Source organism: Pseudomonas azerbaijanoccidentalis, from assembly GCF_019145495.1.
Lineage (GTDB): Bacteria > Pseudomonadota > Gammaproteobacteria > Pseudomonadales > Pseudomonadaceae > Aquipseudomonas > Aquipseudomonas azerbaijanoccidentalis.
Window position 1 is genome coordinate 47,068 of sequence record NZ_JAHSTU010000006.1, and the last position, 17,643, is coordinate 64,710.

The 17,643-nt window shown below is 60.7% G+C and carries 17 protein-coding genes; 7 read left to right on the plus strand and 10 right to left on the minus strand.

What is annotated here, in order from left to right; translation table 11 throughout:
- The first annotated feature begins 3 nt into the window (after positions 1 to 3).
- From KVG88_RS19780 to KVG88_RS19790, 3 genes are read left to right on the plus strand one after another with little or no spacing between them, the layout of a single operon-like run.
- Positions 4 to 882, plus strand: coding sequence for a type II secretion system F family protein (locus KVG88_RS19780; protein WP_437179954.1), 879 nt, complete (start codon positions 4 to 6; stop codon positions 880 to 882).
- Between the two features lie 10 nt (positions 883 to 892).
- The gene (locus tag KVG88_RS19785; RefSeq protein ID WP_150704083.1) at positions 893 to 1,606 is read left to right on the plus strand and encodes a tetratricopeptide repeat protein; all 714 of its coding nucleotides are present in this window, start codon (positions 893 to 895) and stop codon (positions 1,604 to 1,606) included.
- A 12-nt stretch (positions 1,607 to 1,618) separates the two neighbouring features.
- The gene (locus KVG88_RS19790; protein WP_150704084.1) at positions 1,619 to 1,894 is read left to right on the plus strand and encodes a DUF3613 domain-containing protein; all 276 of its coding nucleotides are present in this window, start codon (positions 1,619 to 1,621) and stop codon (positions 1,892 to 1,894) included.
- Positions 1,895 to 2,234: 340 nt separating this feature from the next.
- On the opposite strand, the gene KVG88_RS19795 is transcribed toward KVG88_RS19790, so the two are convergent.
- Positions 2,235 to 3,026, minus strand: coding sequence for a response regulator transcription factor (locus KVG88_RS19795; protein ID WP_150704085.1), 792 nt, complete (start codon positions 3,024 to 3,026; stop codon positions 2,235 to 2,237).
- 116 nt (positions 3,027 to 3,142) lie between these two features.
- Positions 3,143 to 3,613, minus strand: a complete 471-nt coding sequence (locus tag KVG88_RS19800) for an A24 family peptidase (RefSeq protein WP_150704086.1) — start codon at positions 3,611 to 3,613, stop codon at positions 3,143 to 3,145.
- 75 nt (positions 3,614 to 3,688) lie between these two features.
- On the opposite strand from KVG88_RS19800, the gene KVG88_RS19805 reads away from it, so the two are divergent.
- Positions 3,689 to 4,129 (plus strand): TadE/TadG family type IV pilus assembly protein, encoded by a 441-nt coding sequence (locus tag KVG88_RS19805; RefSeq protein ID WP_150704087.1) that lies wholly within the window; start codon positions 3,689 to 3,691, stop codon positions 4,127 to 4,129.
- Positions 4,126 to 6,894 (plus strand): PAS domain-containing sensor histidine kinase, encoded by a 2,769-nt coding sequence (locus KVG88_RS19810; RefSeq protein ID WP_217872527.1) that lies wholly within the window; start codon positions 4,126 to 4,128, stop codon positions 6,892 to 6,894. The genes KVG88_RS19805 and KVG88_RS19810 overlap by 4 nt, the downstream gene beginning before the upstream one ends.
- Here KVG88_RS19810 and KVG88_RS19815 read toward each other — a convergent pair.
- The 5 genes from KVG88_RS19815 to KVG88_RS19835 form a co-directional block, all read right to left on the minus strand.
- On the minus strand, positions 6,864 to 8,846 hold the full coding sequence (locus tag KVG88_RS19815) for a pilus assembly protein TadG-related protein (RefSeq protein WP_217872528.1): 1,983 nt from the start codon (positions 8,844 to 8,846) through the stop codon (positions 6,864 to 6,866). The two genes, KVG88_RS19810 and KVG88_RS19815, sit on opposite strands and share 31 nt — an antisense overlap.
- A gap of 224 nt (positions 8,847 to 9,070) precedes the next feature.
- A complete protein-coding gene (locus KVG88_RS19820; protein WP_217872529.1) occupies positions 9,071 to 9,628 on the minus strand; it encodes a DUF4136 domain-containing protein in 558 nt (185 codons plus the stop codon).
- Positions 9,629 to 9,682: 54 nt separating this feature from the next.
- Positions 9,683 to 10,306 (minus strand): DUF4136 domain-containing protein, encoded by a 624-nt coding sequence (locus tag KVG88_RS19825; protein WP_217872530.1) that lies wholly within the window; start codon positions 10,304 to 10,306, stop codon positions 9,683 to 9,685.
- A 12-nt stretch (positions 10,307 to 10,318) separates the two neighbouring features.
- The gene (locus KVG88_RS19830; protein WP_217872531.1) at positions 10,319 to 11,068 is read right to left on the minus strand and encodes a methyltransferase domain-containing protein; all 750 of its coding nucleotides are present in this window, start codon (positions 11,066 to 11,068) and stop codon (positions 10,319 to 10,321) included.
- Complete coding sequence (locus KVG88_RS19835; RefSeq protein ID WP_150704093.1) at positions 11,068 to 11,370, minus strand: MazG-like family protein; 303 nt, start codon at positions 11,368 to 11,370, stop codon at positions 11,068 to 11,070. The genes KVG88_RS19830 and KVG88_RS19835 overlap by 1 nt, the downstream gene beginning before the upstream one ends.
- A gap of 189 nt (positions 11,371 to 11,559) precedes the next feature.
- Between KVG88_RS19835 and KVG88_RS19840 the strand changes: the two genes are divergently transcribed.
- Together KVG88_RS19840 and KVG88_RS19845 are read left to right on the plus strand one after the other, a co-directional pair.
- The gene (locus KVG88_RS19840; protein WP_034149729.1) at positions 11,560 to 11,853 is read left to right on the plus strand and encodes a hypothetical protein; all 294 of its coding nucleotides are present in this window, start codon (positions 11,560 to 11,562) and stop codon (positions 11,851 to 11,853) included.
- 160 nt (positions 11,854 to 12,013) lie between these two features.
- On the plus strand, positions 12,014 to 13,360 hold the full coding sequence (locus tag KVG88_RS19845) for an MATE family efflux transporter (protein ID WP_217872532.1): 1,347 nt from the start codon (positions 12,014 to 12,016) through the stop codon (positions 13,358 to 13,360).
- Between the two features lie 13 nt (positions 13,361 to 13,373).
- Here KVG88_RS19845 and KVG88_RS19850 read toward each other — a convergent pair whose 3' ends face one another.
- The 3 genes from KVG88_RS19850 to speA form a co-directional block, all read right to left on the minus strand.
- Complete coding sequence (locus KVG88_RS19850) at positions 13,374 to 14,177, minus strand: DUF4123 domain-containing protein (protein WP_150704095.1); 804 nt, start codon at positions 14,175 to 14,177, stop codon at positions 13,374 to 13,376.
- Positions 14,174 to 15,496, minus strand: a complete 1,323-nt coding sequence (locus KVG88_RS19855; protein WP_217872533.1) for a contractile injection system protein, VgrG/Pvc8 family — start codon at positions 15,494 to 15,496, stop codon at positions 14,174 to 14,176. The genes KVG88_RS19850 and KVG88_RS19855 overlap by 4 nt, the downstream gene beginning before the upstream one ends.
- 232 nt (positions 15,497 to 15,728) lie before the next feature.
- Positions 15,729 to 17,642 carry an arginine decarboxylase gene (gene speA, locus KVG88_RS19860; RefSeq protein WP_150704097.1) on the minus strand — a complete coding sequence of 638 codons (1,914 nt, stop codon included), beginning with the start codon at positions 17,640 to 17,642 and terminating at the stop codon, positions 15,729 to 15,731.
- Between the last annotated feature and the right edge of the window lies 1 nt (position 17,643).

The following is a 17,643-nucleotide window of genomic DNA, read 5'->3' on the forward strand; positions in this document are numbered from 1 at the left end:
TCCATGCTGCTGAGCTCGCTGCTGTTTTTGCTGGCATCGCTGATGCTGTTCAGTGTCGTGCTGGAACTGCGTCGGCGAGCTCGCCAAGTGGTGCAACGTCTCGACGGCAAAACCCCGGTCGACAACCGCTTCAGCCAATGGCTGCATGCGCTGGGCAGCAGTCGCGTGGGCCAGCAAACGGTCAAGCTCGATAACGAAACCCAGACCCTGCTCAACGCCCTCGGCTGGCGCACCGCCCGTAAGCGCGCGATCTTCGCGGCGTGCCAAGTGGGCGTTCCGGTACTGGCGCTGGCTCTGAGTGCGCTGATTCAGGCGCTGTTCTTCCCGCAAGTCGCTAATCAATGGCTCGTCCCGGCATTCGCCCTTGGCATCGGCTATCTCTTGCCCAAACGCCTGCTGGCCGCCGCGGCTCACCATCGGCAGAAAAAACTGGCGATCGAGATTTCCACCTTCATTCCCTTGCTGCGGATCCTGTTCGAGTCGGGCATGGCCGTGGAACAATCGCTGCGTGTGTTGAGCAACGAAGGCAAACAACTGCTGCCGATCCTGACCCATGAACTGCGCCTGGTCCTGACCCGAGTCGACTCCGGCCTGGAACTGGCGGATGAACTGAACAAGGCCTCGCGCCTGCTAGCAGTGGATGAATTCACCGACACCTGCGTGATCCTGCAACAGCTGATTCATCAGGGTGGCGGTGCGATGAAATCCCTGCTGGCGCTCAAGCTGCTGCTCGATGACCGGCGCCTGACGCGCCTGCAGGAATACATTTCCAAGATGTCCGCCAAAATGTCCGTCGTGATGATGTTGTTCCTCTTCCCGGCGTTATTGATCGTACTGGCCGGCCCGGGGCTCACTGCCCTGGCCCGGGCTTTTGCTTCCTAGAGGGATCGTGATGAAAGCAATGATTGCCGGTTTGAGTCTGCTGTTGCTCAGCGGTTGCGCGAGCACCGGCCAAACCCCCTGGAGTGCGCTGACCAGCTCCGCCAGTTGCGGCCAGTTGAGCTCCGACCAACAGCTATCGCTGAACCTGGCCGATGACATGGCCAACGACGGCAAGCTGCACGCCAGCCTGGCCAACCTGCAAAGCTTGCCCGACAACCTCGCCGACGTGCGCCTGCGCAAAGCCAAGGTCTACCGTTTACTCGGGCGCAGCGAGGCCGAACCGTTGTACCGCAGCCTGCTCGGCAGTTGCCTGGCCGCCGAAGCCGAACACGGCCTGGGCCAACTCGCCGCCGCCCGCAGCGACAACGGCCTGGCGCAAGCCCACTTGCAACGCGCCGCACGACTGGCGCCCACCGATGAAAAAATCCGCAACGACCTGGGTGTGGTGTACCTCAATCAACTGCGTGTCGAAGACGCCCGCTTCGAATTCCTCACCGCCATGGAGCTCAAGCAAAGCGACACCCTGGCCGCGCAGAATCTGGTGACATTGCTGATCTACCAGGACGACTGGAGCCGCGCCGCCGAACTGGTCAGCCGCCTCGGCCTGAGCCCGGCCCAGGTCACCGAAGCCCAGGCCCGCGCCGAAAAACTCAAGACCCCGACCCGCCCCGGCTCGACCGCCGCCGCGCAAGTGGCCGCCGTCACCCCGTCGACCCTTCAGTAGGGAGAACCCAGGATGAAATCCACCACCCTCTGCTGCCTCGGCCTCCTGGCCTTGCCACTCACCGCCCACGCCCTCGACGCCGGCCCCGCGTCACCGCAACAACAGGAAACCGAAGGCTGGCTGCAGCTGCAAAGAAACAACACCGCTGCCTCACAAAAACCACAAACCGCCACAGCGGCCGAACGGGAACTGGCGATGCAACGCTGGCTCAAGAGCTACCAGCACGACATCCCGGAGTTTTTCGATCAGGACGCAGGTGGCGCGGTGGATAGTGGGTCGGGGGAATAACCGCCATCGCCAGCAGGCTGGCTCCCACAGAAGAGCAAAGTTGCGTACACCCGAGCTCTTCACCACTCCACAGGCCGAGCGTTAGCTCGCCTGCCGCTCTTGATCCACCCGCCCCCTCGGCAGGCTGAGTGGAGGCATTTATCCGGGGGTGGGTGCGCAGCGCCGTGCGGCGAAGCCGCACACATCGAGAGGAGGTTGAAGCGAAGCCAACCGGAGGCGATGCCCCCGGATGAATGCCGGAGCGAAGGAACACCGAGCCTTAGCGAGGAGCCGTACGTAAGGGCGAAACCCTAAGCCGCCGTTACCGCAGCAATGGATATGTACTCTAAAAAAACCAATATCAGTGCGCCGTAACCCTCTGCCGCATCCCTGAATTACTCGGCGACAACGCCAGCGCCAACTGCGTTCGGTTATGCATATGCGTCAACCGCAACACCTGCGACACATACAACTTCACCGTGTTCTCGGTGATCCCCAACTCACAGGCAATCTGATAATTGGTCTGACCCTTGCCTACCAACCGCGCCACATCCAGTTGCCGAGGAGACAGCTGATTGAAAATCGCCGGGATCTCCACCCGATCGGCCTCACTGATCGTGCCGTCTTCCGAATCCGCAGTGCCCGACAACACCGGAGCACGCCGAACCCGATCCAGGTCCTGATACAAGTCATCGATAGACTCGGACAAATACTGCAACTTCTGATTCAGATGCCCCAGTTGCAGCGTCTTGTGCCGCTCCTGCAACGCTACTTCCTGGCGCTTCAAACCTTCGAGCAACTCGCCCAGATCGATCGGCTTTTGATAATAATCGGCGATGCCGGCACGCAGTGCCTTAATCACATCCTGCTTGTCCGCACGCCCGGTAAGCATGATCGCCTCGAACGCACGGTGCTTGCCGGACAGGCGTTGCAGCTCTTGAACCAGTTGAATCCCGTCGAGTCCGGGCATCTGCAAGTCGCAGAGCACCAAACCGATGTCGGTGTCTTCATTGAAACGTTCGATGGCTTGATGACCGGATTCACATGGAACACAGCGGTAACCGCTTTTCTCCAGAAATTCGCAGAGTTCTTCAACGATCAAAGGCTCATCGTCGACCACAAGGACTTTTACTGCCGAGGTACGCTTGTTCACGTGCAACTCCCTGCAAGGTCAAAGGCTGACCGTTCCTGTACCCATTGCCAAAGGCTGTACAACTACTTGTTGTATGAAAGTAGCCGTATTTAACGGGTCTGTACAAAACCTGACGACTAGCGGAGCCAGACAAACGTTAACAACAACCCCACCAACAAGAAGGGGGCAAAGGGCTGTTTTTTTGACATTCCGGGCTGAAGGTAGAGCAGACGACCTCTAAGCCCTTGACCGATATGAAGCCAGACTCTTGGCGCGAGCAGCAGCCAGCACAAACTGGCCACACCTGCGCCAATAAACACGCCCAAGACGTGCCGACCGTCGGTCGCAAGCCCTAGGGCAATCATCAGTTTTACATCCGCTCCACCGAGCCTTCGCAGGGCGTAGCCGGGTAACGTGAATGCTGCCGCCAACAACGCCGCCCAGCCGCCCTGCTCGGCGGGTGCACCCAGCCAGGTGGTGCCGGTCCATAGCAAAAACGCCAGTGCCAATGCCCCTGCACCGAGGGTCAGACCATTGGCGATGTGCCGCTGCCGTGCGTCCTGCGCTGCGCATAGCGTCAGCCAGATCAGTAAGACAATGCTCTGCATCCGGTAAAAAACGTCCGTTTTGGCTGAATGATTCTATGCTGACATTACCTCGTGATGGTCAGGGTAGACGCACTCATGAAAACCAGCCTCCCCCGCAAACAAAAAGGCGCCGCCGCGATTGAATTTGCCTTGGTGTTCGTCATCTTTTTCGCGGTGTTCTACGGGATCGTCACCTACAGCCTGCCGCTGTTACTGATGCAGTCATTCAACCAATCGACCGCCGAAGCCGTACGCCGCAGCGTAGCGCTGGATCCCAACACTCCAGGTTATGAAGCCGCGCTCAAGACGGTCGTCAAACAGGAGCTGACCCGGCAACTGGCGTGGATTCCTGCCGGCCTCAACTTCAATGTCGACACCGATGCCACCACCACCTACACGGCCGGTGTGCTGAAGGTCAGCATCAATTACCCCACCAACAAACTGAGTGCCGTCATCCCGTTTTTGACGTTGCCCGGGATCGGCAAGGTGCCTGATTTGCCTGCAACACTTACCGCCAGTTCGAGCCTGCAATTTTGAGTGCCGGCGACAAACTCTTCGGGCGCCTGCTCAATCGCCATCCGCCAGCGCCTCAGCCATCACCGGAGCCGCTGAGCGTATTCGGCGTCGGCTTGCAGATGCAGCTGGATGCCGAAGGTCGCGTGTTGCACCTGACCGGCCCGCTGCGCCATTCGCTGGCGCAACAGACCCCCACTGCGCAAGCGCCGCACTTGCTCGATTTTCTCTTGCCCCATTGCAGCCTGGTGGTCGAGGGCGCCCCTGCTGACTGGCAGGGTCAGAATCTAGACCTGGATTTCTACAGCCTCAGCGGCCAACCCCTGCACTTGCGCGGCTGGGTGCAGCCGTCAGCCGATGCCTGGCTGCTGCAGTTGCTGGACATCGGCGACTTGCTGCTCGATCGTCGGCAAGCGCGCCTGCGCGAACAATGCCAACTGCTCGCGGTGCAAATCGGCGAGCAATTGCGCCTCTGCAGCCTGTCGCGTTTACCCGATGTGCTGAGCGATCAACTGCAAAGCCTGGCCCAGCGTTTTCATATTCCGTGCATCGCCCTGGCGCTGCTCGATGAAGAGGAACAGGGCTGGCAGATCCATCAGCACTACGCGGGACTGGACGCGCCCCGTTTGTGGCAAAACGCTCAACGGCTGGGTACCGGCCTCGACAGCCTGAACGGCTCCGCCCCTCAGTTGCTCAACCCGATTGAACACCCGCGCCTGCAAGGCATCTTCGGCAATGCCGAGGGTTTCGCTGTGCCTTATCACGATGCCCAAGGTGTGGTCGCGTGGCTGCTGTGTGGCTGTTACTCGGTGCAGCAACGGGCGCCGGACGTCAGCGAACGCGACTGGCTGCAGTTGGCCGCCGCCCTCGCCAGCCCCCTGCTGGAACGCCTGCGCGAGCACCGCCATCATTTGCAACTGGAGCGTCTTGAGTCGCTGCAAGCCCTGCTCGGCACGGGTTGGTGGGAAATGTTCAGCGACAGCGCCGAAGTACAATTGGCCCCGTCGCTGGCCAGCGCGCTCAGCCTTGTCGATGCGCGCTTGCCGTTGCACGACTGGCTGGATCAAGTGCATCCCGCCGACCGCGAAGAGTTGCGCAGTCGTCTGCAAGCGTTGCAGGACGAGAGCGCCCCGCTGCTGCTCTGCGTGCGCCTGTATCGCCCCGATGCGGCAGCCACGCCGATCTGGTATCGCTTGCAAGGCCAGGCCTTGGGCACCGGCAAAAACCGTCGTCTGGTGGGGTTCATGCTCGACATCAGCGACATCAAGAATCAGGAGCAACAGGCCGCTGCCGCCCACGCACGCCTCGACAATCTGATCGCCAGTTCCCCGGCCGTTATCTACGTGCAGCGTTATGTCGAAGGCGCGCTGCAACCGACCTTTTTCAGTGACAGTCTGCTGCCGCTACTCGGCTGGGCGCTGGCCGATTGTGCCGGTGCCGCGCTGGTGGACAAGGTGCATCCCGAAGACCGCGACCGCTATTTCGAACGGACTCGCTCACTGCTACGCGAAGGCTCGGTGCGCGTCCGTTATCGGTTGCGCGACAGTCGCGGTGATTACCACTGGATGCTCGACGAAGCCAAGCTGCTGCGTGACGACCTTGGCCTGCCGGTGGAAGCCGTGGGCCTGTGGCTGGATGTCACCGAAGTCACGTTGGCGGCTGAACAGGTCAAGCAGAGTGAGGAGCGCTACCGGATTCTGGTGGAAGACTCGCCGGCGATGATCTGCCGCTACCGACCGGACCTGACCCTGACCTTTGGCAACCGGCCATTGGCAACGTATCTGGAGTGCGCATCCGAGCAGTTGCCGGGGGTGAATCTCGGCAGCTGGATGTCAGCGGAGCAACGTGAGGCTTTCCTCCAGCGCCTTAGCCAACTTAGCCCGGAGTTCCCGGTCAGCACCGCGGAAATCAATCTGCAACTGCCGGGTCGGGAGCACGCTTGGTGGGTCTGGTCTGATCGCGGGGTGTTCGACGCACAAGGCCAACTGCTCGAAATTCAGGCCGTTGGCCGCGACAACACCGAAGTGCGCCGCTCACAGCAGCAGCTTACACAGAGCGCGAAAATGGCCACCCTGGGCGAAATGGCCACCGGCCTGGCACACGAAATCAACCAGCCGCTGAACGTGATGCGCATGGCCATCGTCAACGTGCTCAAGCGCCTGAACAACGGCGATGTGCAAGTCGATTACCTGATCGACAAGCTCAACCGCATCGACACCCAGGTGCAACGCGCCGCGCGGGTGGTCGACCATATGCGCGTGTTCGGCCGTCGCTCGGAGATCGAACAACACCCGTTCAATCCGGCCCAGGCTATCGAAGGCACGCTGTCACTGCTGGCCGAAGGCATGCGCGGTAAAGGTGTCGACCTGCGGATCAGCGAAACTGCTTTTGAGGTGCAGGTACGCGGTTACGTCGACCAACTGGAACAGGTGCTGATCAACCTGATGGTCAACGCGCGGGATGCGCTGCTGGGCAAACGTGAAAGCGATCCGGAGTTCAAACCGTGGATTGCGGTATACGCCGAACGTGACGAGCAATCGGTGCGACTGTGGGTCGAGGACAACGGCGGCGGGATCGATCCGCGCTTGCTGGAGCGAATCTTCGAGCCGTTCTTCACCACCAAACCGGTGGGCGTGGGCACCGGCCTGGGGTTATCGGTGAGTTATGGCATCGTCGAGAACATGGGGGGACAGCTGAGTGTGCGCAACTCGAGCCAGGGCGCAAGGTTCTGTATTGAGCTGCCGGTTGTGTCGGTGGATCAGATCACCAGCGTCGCACGCCCCGACTGACAACTGAGATTGGCACCCACGTCGACCTTGTTCAGATCAATTCCCAGACTGACCAGCAAGGTGTTGATCAACATGTCGAGCAATGGACTGAGCACGGTATTGATCGCGTTGATCAACAGTTGTTTCACTGTACTCAAGACCGACGCCAGAACGCCGACCAGGCTGCCCGACGGTCCATACATGTTGAGTTGGATGTTTGCCAGGGTGTTGGTCAAGCTACTGACGATGTTGCTGGTAGTGAACGAATAATAGAACGGAGGTTGGTTGATTTCCGGCAAGTTACTGGCTGCTGGCGCCGAGTAAACGTGGGGGATATTGGCGTTCTGGGCCACGGTGGTGTCGGCCATGATTGCCAGGCCGCCACCCACGCCGGCAACTCTAGGGTCGCAACTGACCGGAAATAAAAGCAGCCGGCGACAGGTTTTCACACCAATATCGATCACCTTCAAAGGCTGCACTGCTAGCGGCGGTGGACTGCTGTTACTGCCGAAAACGATGGCTGGATCGATCTTGCCAATTTTCAGATTCACCAGTGAAGTACTGGTGTTAGTGGTCAGGGATTTGCTGGTGGGACTGACGCAACTGTAAGCGGTGACGTAACTGTTGGCACTGGCAACGTCCAACGCCACGTCGAGGCGAACCGGTGCGGGCAACAGAATGATGTCTGGCGTATCGCAGGGCACGAGCAACAGGCAAGTGACCGAATCGATCACACCCACCAGGTCGAGATGCAACAGGTTCGACAGAATACCGGCCAACGGCGCTGCCAGATCGGCCACGGCATTGACCAACGGGGTAATGGCGTCCAGCACTGGCAGGTTGATCGACAACAACGTCCTGACCTGAGCGGTTTTCACATAAATCCGATCAGGGCCCAATGGTGCCAGCGCAGCTTTTTTCGGATTGCCAATGGCAGACAGTTGCGGCGGCTCAAGTACCTGCACCCGGGCGGTGATTTGTGCCAGCCCTGCCAGATTGATCGGTAACGTCGCCACCAGGCCGTTTGTTTTGTTTGCCAGTTGCACGACAGCTTCAATCAGGTCGAACACCTTCAGGTTGGTCGCCAGCGCCGAAATATCACTCCCGGTCTGGACATGAAGCAGGTTACCGAGCACCACCGTCGTCGAGCCTGCCGCCACCTTTAGCGCCTGCAAACTCATAATCGTCGCCGTCGCGCCCAGAGTGCCACCGGGGTCCAGCACGTTGACGACCGTCTGGATCAACTGGCTGACGGTCACCGAAGTGCCTAACACCTGAGCATATCCGCCGGCGTTGAGGCCCAGGTCGACCTTCAGCCGATCAAGGTAACCGAGCAGACTGATGTTGGTGTTCACCAAACCGCTCCAGCCTGCCACGGAGAGGTTCAGGCTGCCGCCCAGCAAACCACCGAACAACGCGTTGAGGGCCGCGGATTTGCTGGAATCAATGGTCAGCAGCGTGCTGCGTATGGTCAGGGATGCGAGCGGTGGCGGCAACGCGGCGACGGCCGTCGCAGAAAGGTTGACGGTGGTCCCGGCCGGAGCTCCACCAAACAAAGCGCCAATGCCGCCGGCAAGACTTTGAGTTACGAATTGGCTGGCAACTACCCGGATGGCCTCATTTTTGTTGGCGTCGGCGCCAAACACCCGCAGGTTGTTGGCATCCAGTGTCAGCGCACCGCAGGCCACGGACAGTGCGCGCCCGGCAGTGGGTACGGTGAAGCCATTACGCTGAGCGCTGGCGGTGGCATAGGTGGACGCCGTCGAGCCCGCCGAACAATTGCCGCCCCGGGTCGCCGCTTCGAGAGCCGCCATGTCGGCAACGCGCTGCAGGCTGCGTTTTTCCATGTAGAGCCGGCCACTGTCGATCACGACCAACGAGAACACCAGCGCCAGCGCCAGGGTTCCAACCGCCATCAAACCGATTGCCCCCCGTTGCCGGGCCGGGCCGCGAAACTGCATGCGGGGAGACATGGCGCACTCCTTTGCCGGCACGTTGCCGAGCGCAACCTCCATTGGTCAAAGCAGTGTAGACAAGGGATGGCGAGACTGCTGGCAACTCGCCATTTCTGCCACCGAAAAATACTGTAGGAGCCAGCCTGCTGGCGATGGCGGAGTGTCAGTCGACAACGATGGTGACTGATACACCGCTATCGCCAGCAGGCTGGCTGGCTGGCTCCTACAGGGTACACAGATGATTATTTGGGTGGGTAGTTGGCCAATATCCGCGTGACGGTTTCGCGAATCGCATTGCTGCGATCCGTTGGATTCGGCGTGCGGCTGAGCATCTGTTCGTCGCTGCCGCGCCACACCAGTTTGCCGTCCTTGCCGTCGAGCAGGTCGATCTGGATGGTCGCGACCTTGTAGTTGATCAGACGGGTTTCGTTGTACATCGGCGCGCCCCAGTAGCCGTTCCAGGGGTTACCCCAACCGCCGCCGTAATTGGTAGTCACCTGTTGCTGGCGCTCTTCGACAATCAGGTAGGTCTGAACACTCAAGTCACCCTTGGCGCCCGCAGCTGCCGGCCGCAAGCCTCGCTGATCCAACTGATCGGTCACCGATTGGCGGATACGTTGCTCAGTCAGATCACTCTTGATTCGAGGGTCATCGGGCCGATATTGCAGGACAGGTTCTTTCCAGCTCCAACTGCGGTAAGCGGCAAAATCGCGGCTGGCGTCGAAGTCATGATTGACCTGGTTAGCGGCGCAGGCACTGAGCAGCGCGGCCACTGCCAGTAAAGCGAAACGGCGGAACATGGTGATTCTCCGGTGGAAGACATGAACCTGCGAAATGCTTCTTATCTACAGAAGCTAACTGGGAGGATACGCCGACATGGCCTTTTCGACAGCCTCTCGTATGGCATCCACTTGTTGACTCTGCGTGCCCCGGTTGCTGGTTTCAGCGCTGGAACTCCACACCGGCTGGCCGCTTTGCGCATCGAACAGGTCGACCTGCACCACCACGACCTGTTCCTGATAGGTGCGGATGATCGGTACTGTGGCATAGGCGCCGCCGTAGCCATTGTTGTAGCGGTTGTAACCACCATAACCGCCATAATAGCCACCGTCGTAGTAATCATCGCGAACCTGACGCAAACGGGTTTCCATGCGCAGATCGGCGCTGACGTACAGGTCCGCCGCGCGATTGTCATGCAACGGGCGCAAGCCGCGTTGGTCAAGCGCACTGCTGACTGCCTCGGCGACCTGCGCCGAATCGGCCCACGCGGTGCCGGGCGGCATTTGTCCGTTGAGCCAGGCCCAACTGCGGTAGCGCCCGTAGTCACGCGGAGGCGCCGGATAGGCGCTGCGATCAAAGGTATTGGCCGCCTGCGGTGGCGCCGGCGGGATGGGTTTGGAGGACGCCACATACGGGTTGCTGCCTTGGCAGGCAGCCAGCCCCAGGCACAACAGCAGCAACCCTGAACGAGTTTTCATTTCGCGCTCCGATCAGACCGGCCGGCAGATCCAGTGCAAGTAACGCCCAAGCCCGGCAAAGCTTGGGTGGCGACGGTGGGCGAGTTCCATTTCCAGCAAGTCCACCAGTTCAGCGCGGGCCTGGAATTCCACCGGCATGTAGTCGTGAAAAACCCGCACTCCACTTTGGGTTTCGACCTGCCACAGGCCTTCAAGTTGCGCCGCCAATTCCCGTGGATCAAGGGGCTGCTGCGGCGTCAGGCTCTGCTTCTCGCCCGCCATGTCGTTCTTGCGCATCTTGCGGAAGTGGCCCTTGAGCAAATTGCGATAAATCAGCGCGTCACGGTTGTAGAACGCCAGGGACAACCAGCCATCGGCCTTGGTCAGTTGATGCAGCACCGGAAGGATCGCGTGGGGCTCGGCCAGCCACTCCAGCACGGCGTGGCACAGCACCAGGTCATAAGGTTCGGTGAGCTGACCGAGCAATTCCTGCCACGGTGCCTGAATGAACGTTGCGGTTTGCCCGGCTTCGGCAAAACGCTGTCGGGCGCCTTCGAGCATCGGCTCGGCAGGCTCGGCCAGCGTGACTTGATGCCCGCGCTCGGCCAGCCACAACGACATGTGGCCAAGCCCGGCACCAATATCCAGCACCCGCAGCGGCCGGTCCGGCAGGGTTTCGGCCAAGTCAGCCTGCAGCACCGCCAGGCGAATTGCGCCCTTGGCACCGCCGTAGATTTTTTCCGCGAAACGGGTCGCCAGTTGATCGAAATGACGGTCGCTCATCAGCTGAACCTCCGCTCGCTGTCGGCCAGTTTGCTGCGCACCACGTCATTCATGTCCAGCCCCAACTCCCCGCACAGCAATAGTAGATAGAGCACGATGTCACCGATTTCCTGGCCGGCATGGGCCAGTTTGTCCGCCGGCAGCTGCCGTGACTGGTCCTCGGTCAGCCACTGGAAAATCTCCACCAGTTCGGCCATTTCGACGCTCGCGGCCATGGCCAGGTTTTTCGGGCTGTGAAATTGCCGCCAGTCATTTCGATCACGGATGGCGTGCAGGCGTTCGGTCAGTTCAACAAGGTTCATCGGGCTCTCCTGAAGACGTATAGCTTCGGGGGGATCACAGGTGAAGGCAAGGTCTATGTAGCAGCTGCCGAAGGCTGCTACATGATTGTTTTGCGCCATACTTGCTCGGTCGGGAACTCGGCACCGCGATCAATGGCCCAAGACTCAACTCCGGCGACCACGCCTTTATTTCATCAGGACACTCATTCCATGCAGGTAGAAGGTTTTTTCGAATGGCTCGGTCAGGCCCTTGGCTCAGTCATCCGTTTCATCGTTGACGCCCTCAGTGGCCTGTTTCAGTTGGTGAGCCGGGCCAGCAGCAACTTTGTCGAAGGCTTGTCCCGCGCCCTGGGGATGGACACCTCGATTATCAGCATCGCCATCCTGATCCTGGGCCTGGTGCTGCTGTGGTCGGCGATCCGTGCGTTCATGAATGCGTCGATCATCATGGGGATCATCTGGTTGATGCTGGGGTTGTGGTTGCTCAGCTGGATCATGCACTGACACCCCCAATCCCCTGTGGGAGCGAGCCTGCTCGCGATAGCGTCCGAACAGTCGATATCCATTTCGTCTGACACACCATCGCGAGCAAGCTTGCTCCTGCAATCGAATGCGGCAGAGGGTGAATGTGTCGCTACAATGCCCGCTCCCCCAAGGAGCCTGCATGTCCAACCTGATTGCCGACTGGCGCGACCGTCCTACCCATCGTCGGGTCTGGGCGCTGGCAGCGCCGATGATTCTCTCGAACATTTCCGTACCGCTGGTGGCGCTGGTCGACAGCACCGTCATCGGTCACCTGCCCCATGCCCATCAACTCGGCGCCGTCGCGGTCGGGGCCAGCCTCTACACCTTTCTGGCCTGGGCCATGGGGTTTCTGCGCATGGGCTCCACCGGGTTTGCCGCCCAGGCAGCCGGGCGTGGGGACGGTGCGGCATTGCGGCAGATTTTGTTGCAGGGCCTGTTATTGGCAATGGGCCTGGCGGTAGTTTTAGGCGCAGTGGGCGTGCCGTTGAGTGGAGTCGCCCTGCATTTCATGCAGCCGTCGGCAGAACTGGATCAGATGACCCGCGAGTTTTTCCACACACGGTTGTTTGGCCTGCCCGCGGCGCTGGCCAGTTATGCGCTGGTCGGCTGGTTCCTCGGCACGCAAAACGCCCGCGCACCGTTGGTGATTCTGCTGAGCACCAACCTTGTGAATATCGCCCTGAACCTGTGGTTTGTCCTCGGCCTGGAATGGGGCGTGGTCGGTGCCGCCCGGGCCTCGGTGATTGCCGAATGGACCGGCGCGCTGATCGGCCTGTTGATGACCCGCCAAGCTCTGCGTGCCTACCCCGGCCATATCGCCTGGGCGGCCTTGGGCTGGTGGCGCAGCTGGCGGCCGCTGCTGGCGGTCAACCGCGACATTTTCATCCGCAGCCTGGCCCTGCAATCGGTGTTTTTCCTGATCACGGTACAAGGTGCGCGACTGGGTGATGCGACGGTCGCGGCCAACGCGCTGCTGCTCAACGGTTTGCTGCTGACCGCCCACGCCCTCGATGGCCTGGCCCACGCCGTGGAAGCCCTGTGCGGGCATGCCATCGGTGCCCGCGACCGCGACGCACTGCGTCGCTCATTGGTGGTAGCTTGCGGCTGGTCGTTGCTGGCGAGCCTGGGCTTCGCCGTGCTATTCCTGTTTGCCGGGCATCTGTTCATCGAGATGCAGACCGACATTGCCAGCGTGCGTGAGACCGCCTTCATTTACCTGCCTTACCTCGCCGCCCTGCCTTTGATCGCGGTCTGGAGCTACCTGCTCGATGGCCTGTTCATCGGCGCCACCCGCGCTCGTGAAATGCGCAACGGCATGCTGTTGACCGTGGCTTTGCTGGTGCCATTCGGTTGGGCGCTACAAGGGTTGGGCAACCATGGCTTGTGGATAACGTTCCTGGTGTTCATGTTGCTTCGCAGCCTGACGCTCGGGGCGATCGCCTGGCGCCTGCGCCGCAACGACGGCTGGTTTGCCGGCGCTCACTGAGCCCATTCGACGATCAAACGCCGGGGCCGTCGCTCTGCCAGCGGCTCCGTAGATTATCCAATCGCTCCTGTTGAGTATTTCCCTCCAACGACAGTGGGGGCACGGCACCTTGGTACTGCAAGCGCAGCCACAACCAGCCATCCAGCACCGCCCGCTCGCTGAAACCCAGCGCCAGCCCCTCCTGCAGCGACAACCATAAGCGGGAGTAATCCGATCCAGTGGCCTGGCTCCAGTGCCAGGCATGCTGTTCCAGCAGGCAAGTTTGCAGGTTTTCCCGCTGCCGGAAGCTGAGGTCTTCTTCTTGCGCCAAAGGACGCACGGCCAACCTCGGATTGAGCAACTGTTGCCAACCCTGGCTGCCAATCGCCCGGTCAGCCCAGGTCCCGCCGAACCAGCGCAACTGACTGATCGGCCCCAGCCAGCGACTCAGCTCGGCGGCATCGCAGGCATCGAAAAAGTAACTGGCGGTTTGCGGGTTGTAGAAGCTGAGCAACGCCCGATGATGCAAACCGAACGAGACCGTCAGCATGCGCCGCAAGTGGGCAAGCAATGTCGCGCATGAGGCCTCGCTGGTTAGCAACAAACCACGCCACTGCTGCGCATCGTGTTGGCAGGCATCGGCCAGCGCCGGACAGGTCCGCAGGTCGATCAACAGCGGGCCGTGCTCACGCAAAGCATGCCACTCGGTCCCATCGAACAATGAAACCTGATGGGCCTGAGCGAATGACTGCTGCAAAATCACCGCTGTCTGTGGCGCACCCGGTCTGTCCAGCAGCAACCATTGCGCCATCGCATCGTGCATGTGCGCATCGATCATGCGACACCGCTCCGGCCAGGTTGTGTCAGTGCCCGGCAGGTACAGAGCGCCTGCGCACAATGATTGAAACTGCCGCCACCGGGCAGCAGACACAGCAACAACAAGGGCTCACTGGAGCGCAGCCAACCCTGCACACCGGCGGGTGGGCGATCACCGGTAATCGTCGCCGCTGTCGCCTGCTCTTCTTCGACACACGCTGGCAGCTGAATCACCCCGGTGATCAACGGCTGATCCGGGTCGCCTTCGATAAAGCTCACCACCACCTCAGCGCCTTCGCTCAACGGCCCGACACCCGCAGCTTCAAGCTCTGGCGCCATTGGCAACCAGCAGTGGCTCGGCGCGGCGCCTTCACCTTGATAGACCCAGTCAAACTGCACCGCCACCGGTCGCGACGGATCGGGCCGGGGCTCATCGACATCCACCACCCATGCGCGTTGCAGGCTGTGCATTTGCGGTTTCACCTCGCAACGGGGTGATTCAAACGTCGCCTCCCAGTGCATCGCCCGCACATGGTTGCAGTAGGGCACCTGCGCATCCTGACTGCCCTGATGCTCAAGGTGAGTGAGCAGCCACAGATGGTTCCACTGACGGACCGGGTGACCAGACAACGGCATCAACTGGCCACTGCGCAACCTCGTCAGGTCCGAGTGCCCCTGCGCACTTAGCAGAGTGCTGTCCGCACAACGTTGAACCTCGAAACGCCGCACCGCCGGTTGATTGCCCTCGACCCGAAAATCAACCTCGGCCCCTTTGCGGAAATGCCCTTGGCCATCGGCAAACACCACGCAGTGCCCCCGCGCCCGGTGTTCGAAGTGGTAATGAAGCCGTTCCTGGGCGCACAAGCGCTGAACAAATTGCAGGTCCGATTCACGGTACTGCGTGCAGTAGTCGCGCAACGGGTAATCGCCATCCAGTTCGAAGCGCCGGTTGTGCCCGACAATCCCATGCTCCCTGAGCACCTGATCGAGGATCTGCGGCACGCTCCTTCCACTGAAAATGCGCTGGCTGAAGCGCTGGGCAAGACACCCCAGCCTCGGCCCAAGGCGCACATGACAGAGCCGGAGGGTCGACCCGTGGTCACGCTGGACAAGTTCCTGCAACTGACCGTGCACGCTGTTTCCCTGCGGTCCGAAATGCAGCGAAGCCGAACGGTAAAGCAGGCTGGCGAGGTCGAGCGTCGGGTCTTCGATCAGCAATTCCATATCGAACACGAACGGCTCGCTGATGGCTTCTCTACCGGTAAAGGCCAGGACTTCGAAGGTGTCGGACAGACCTGCTACGTCCAGGCGAAATTCCGGTTCGTTGGCTGGATCGAACATCGGCGATTCTCTACAGGAGGGGCGGCCGGGGATTCTCGCCGAGAGACATGGCCGAGTAGAGAGGCGAAGTACAACTTAGGAAATGACCTACGCGAAAAGAGGACCAAATGGCTTGGATAGCCGAGGACGTAGGTCGTTTCGCCTGGAAAAAGAGAGTCGCCGCACCAGGTCATCTGAAATTTCCGCAGCGAACGGGAAATTTTCAGACAACCTGATGAGCGTGGTGCTTACCTCAGGAAGACAGGTAAGACGAACGGGTCAGCCCCAGACGCAAGGCATCGAGGAACTGGGTGCGCTCGGAGGCACTGATGCGGGCACTGGCGCACTTGTCACGGTAGTGGGTCATCAGCTCTTCCGGCGACAAGTGCACGTAACGCAGCATGTCCTCGATGGTGTCGTGGGTTTCGATACCGGCGTGGTACACGCTACCGTCTGCGTTCTGGTAGATGTTCACCGAATCGGTGTCACCGAACAGGTTGTGCATGTCGCCGAGGATTTCCTGGTAAGCGCCCACCAGGAACACGCCCAGCAAGTAGTCTTCGCCCTCGTTCAGACCGTGCACCGGCAGGCTGGTCTCGATACTCTGCTCGTCGACGTACTGGTTGATCTTGCCGTCGGAGTCACAGGTCAGGTCTTGCAGCACCGCACGACGCAGCGGCTCTTCGTCGAGACGGTGCAGCGGGATGATCGGCAGGACCTGGTCGATGGCCCAGGTGTCCGGCAGGCTCTGGAATACCGAGAAGTTGCAGATGTACTTGTCGGCCAGCTTGTCGTTGAGTTCGTCCAGCACCTGACGGTGCGAACGCTGACGCGCTTTCAACGAGTTGTGCAGGCGACGGCAGACAGCGAAGTAGCACTGTTCGGCCAGGGCTTTTTCAGCCAGGGTCAGCTTGCCATCGGCGTACTGGGCAGCCACATCGCTCATGTAGTGCGTGGCGCGCCAGTAGGTTTCGGTGACCATCTCGATATCGGTCGGACCCAGCAGGTCCACCAGCCACTGCACGGTTTCCGGCAGCGCTTCCTTGTTTTCGATCTGCGGCACGTCGTCGTTGTGTTTCTCGACGTCGGTCACCTGGATCACCAGCATGGCGTGGTGCGCGGTCAGGGAACGACCGCTTTCGGAGAAGATGTTCGGGTGCGGCAGGTTCTGCGCATCGCAGAACTCCTTGAGCATCCCGACCACGACACCGGCGTAGTCGTCCATGTCGTAGTTGATCGAACTGGCGTTACGCGAGTGCGTACCATCGTAGTCCACGCCCAGGCCACCGCCGACGTCGATGTGGTCCACCGGCAGGCCGAGGTTGCGCAGTTCGCCGTAGTAACGGATCGCTTCCTTGAAGCCGTGCTGGTAGTCCGCCAGGTTGGCGATCTGCGAACCCATGTGGAAGTGCAGCAGGCGGATGCCCTGATCCAGACCCGCCGCGCGGAAACGCTCGACCACCGACAGCAGTTGAGCCGCCGACAGACCGAACTTGGATTTCTCGCCGCCGGTGTCCGCCCATTTGCTCGATGCCAGGGACGACAGACGCACGCGCAGACCGACCTGAGGCTTGACCTTGAGCGAGTTGGCTTCTTCGATCACCAGGCCGACTTCGGATTCTTTCTCGATCACGATGAACACGTTGTGGCCGAGCTTCTGACCCATCAACGCCAGGCGAATGAACTCACGGTCCTTGTAACCATTGCAGACGATGGTACCGCCCTTCGGCGCCAGCGCCAGCACCGCCAGCAGCTCAGGCTTGGAGCCGGCTTCCAGGCCAATGGACACGTTCTGGGTGGCGATGATGTTCTCGATCACCGCTTCTTGCTGGTTGACCTTGATCGGGTACAGCGCGGTGTACTTGCTCTGGTATTCCAGACGCTCGATGTTCGAATCAAACGCGCCGGTCAGCTGACGCACGCGGTCTTGCAAAATGTCGGGGAAGCGCACCAGCAACGGCAAGGACAGGCCGCTTTGGCGCAGCTGGTCGACTTGCTCGAACAGGTCGATGGGTGAGCTGCTCGGACCGTTCGGACGAACTTCGACGCGACCGGCGTCATTGATCGCGAAATACCCGGCCCCCCAATGGCGAATCCCGTAAACACTGCGGCTGTCCGCAACTGTCCATTGGCTGCCATCGTCTTTGCGTGTGCGTCGTACGGACATC

Coding starts and splice junctions, on each gene's coding strand:
- KVG88_RS19790 (WP_150704084.1), top strand. CDS start 1,619: ATGAAATCCACCACCCTCTGCTGCCTCGGCCTCCTGGCCTTGCCACTC.
- KVG88_RS19805 (WP_150704087.1), top strand. CDS start 3,689: ATGAAAACCAGCCTCCCCCGCAAACAAAAAGGCGCCGCCGCGATTGAA.
- KVG88_RS19815 (WP_217872528.1), bottom strand. CDS start 8,846: ATGTCTCCCCGCATGCAGTTTCGCGGCCCGGCCCGGCAACGGGGGGCA.
- KVG88_RS19800 (WP_150704086.1), bottom strand. CDS start 3,613: ATGCAGAGCATTGTCTTACTGATCTGGCTGACGCTATGCGCAGCGCAG.
- KVG88_RS19845 (WP_217872532.1), top strand. CDS start 12,014: ATGTCCAACCTGATTGCCGACTGGCGCGACCGTCCTACCCATCGTCGG.
- KVG88_RS19780 (WP_437179954.1), top strand. CDS start 4: ATGCTGCTGAGCTCGCTGCTGTTTTTGCTGGCATCGCTGATGCTGTTC.
- KVG88_RS19835 (WP_150704093.1), bottom strand. CDS start 11,370: ATGAACCTTGTTGAACTGACCGAACGCCTGCACGCCATCCGTGATCGA.
- speA (WP_150704097.1), bottom strand. CDS start 17,642: ATGTCCGTACGACGCACACGCAAAGACGATGGCAGCCAATGGACAGTT.
- KVG88_RS19785 (WP_150704083.1), top strand. CDS start 893: ATGAAAGCAATGATTGCCGGTTTGAGTCTGCTGTTGCTCAGCGGTTGC.
- KVG88_RS19820 (WP_217872529.1), bottom strand. CDS start 9,628: ATGTTCCGCCGTTTCGCTTTACTGGCAGTGGCCGCGCTGCTCAGTGCC.
- KVG88_RS19855 (WP_217872533.1), bottom strand. CDS start 15,496: ATGTTCGATCCAGCCAACGAACCGGAATTTCGCCTGGACGTAGCAGGT.
- KVG88_RS19840 (WP_034149729.1), top strand. CDS start 11,560: ATGCAGGTAGAAGGTTTTTTCGAATGGCTCGGTCAGGCCCTTGGCTCA.
- KVG88_RS19830 (WP_217872531.1), bottom strand. CDS start 11,068: ATGAGCGACCGTCATTTCGATCAACTGGCGACCCGTTTCGCGGAAAAA.
- KVG88_RS19850 (WP_150704095.1), bottom strand. CDS start 14,177: ATGATCGATGCGCACATGCACGATGCGATGGCGCAATGGTTGCTGCTG.
- KVG88_RS19825 (WP_217872530.1), bottom strand. CDS start 10,306: ATGAAAACTCGTTCAGGGTTGCTGCTGTTGTGCCTGGGGCTGGCTGCC.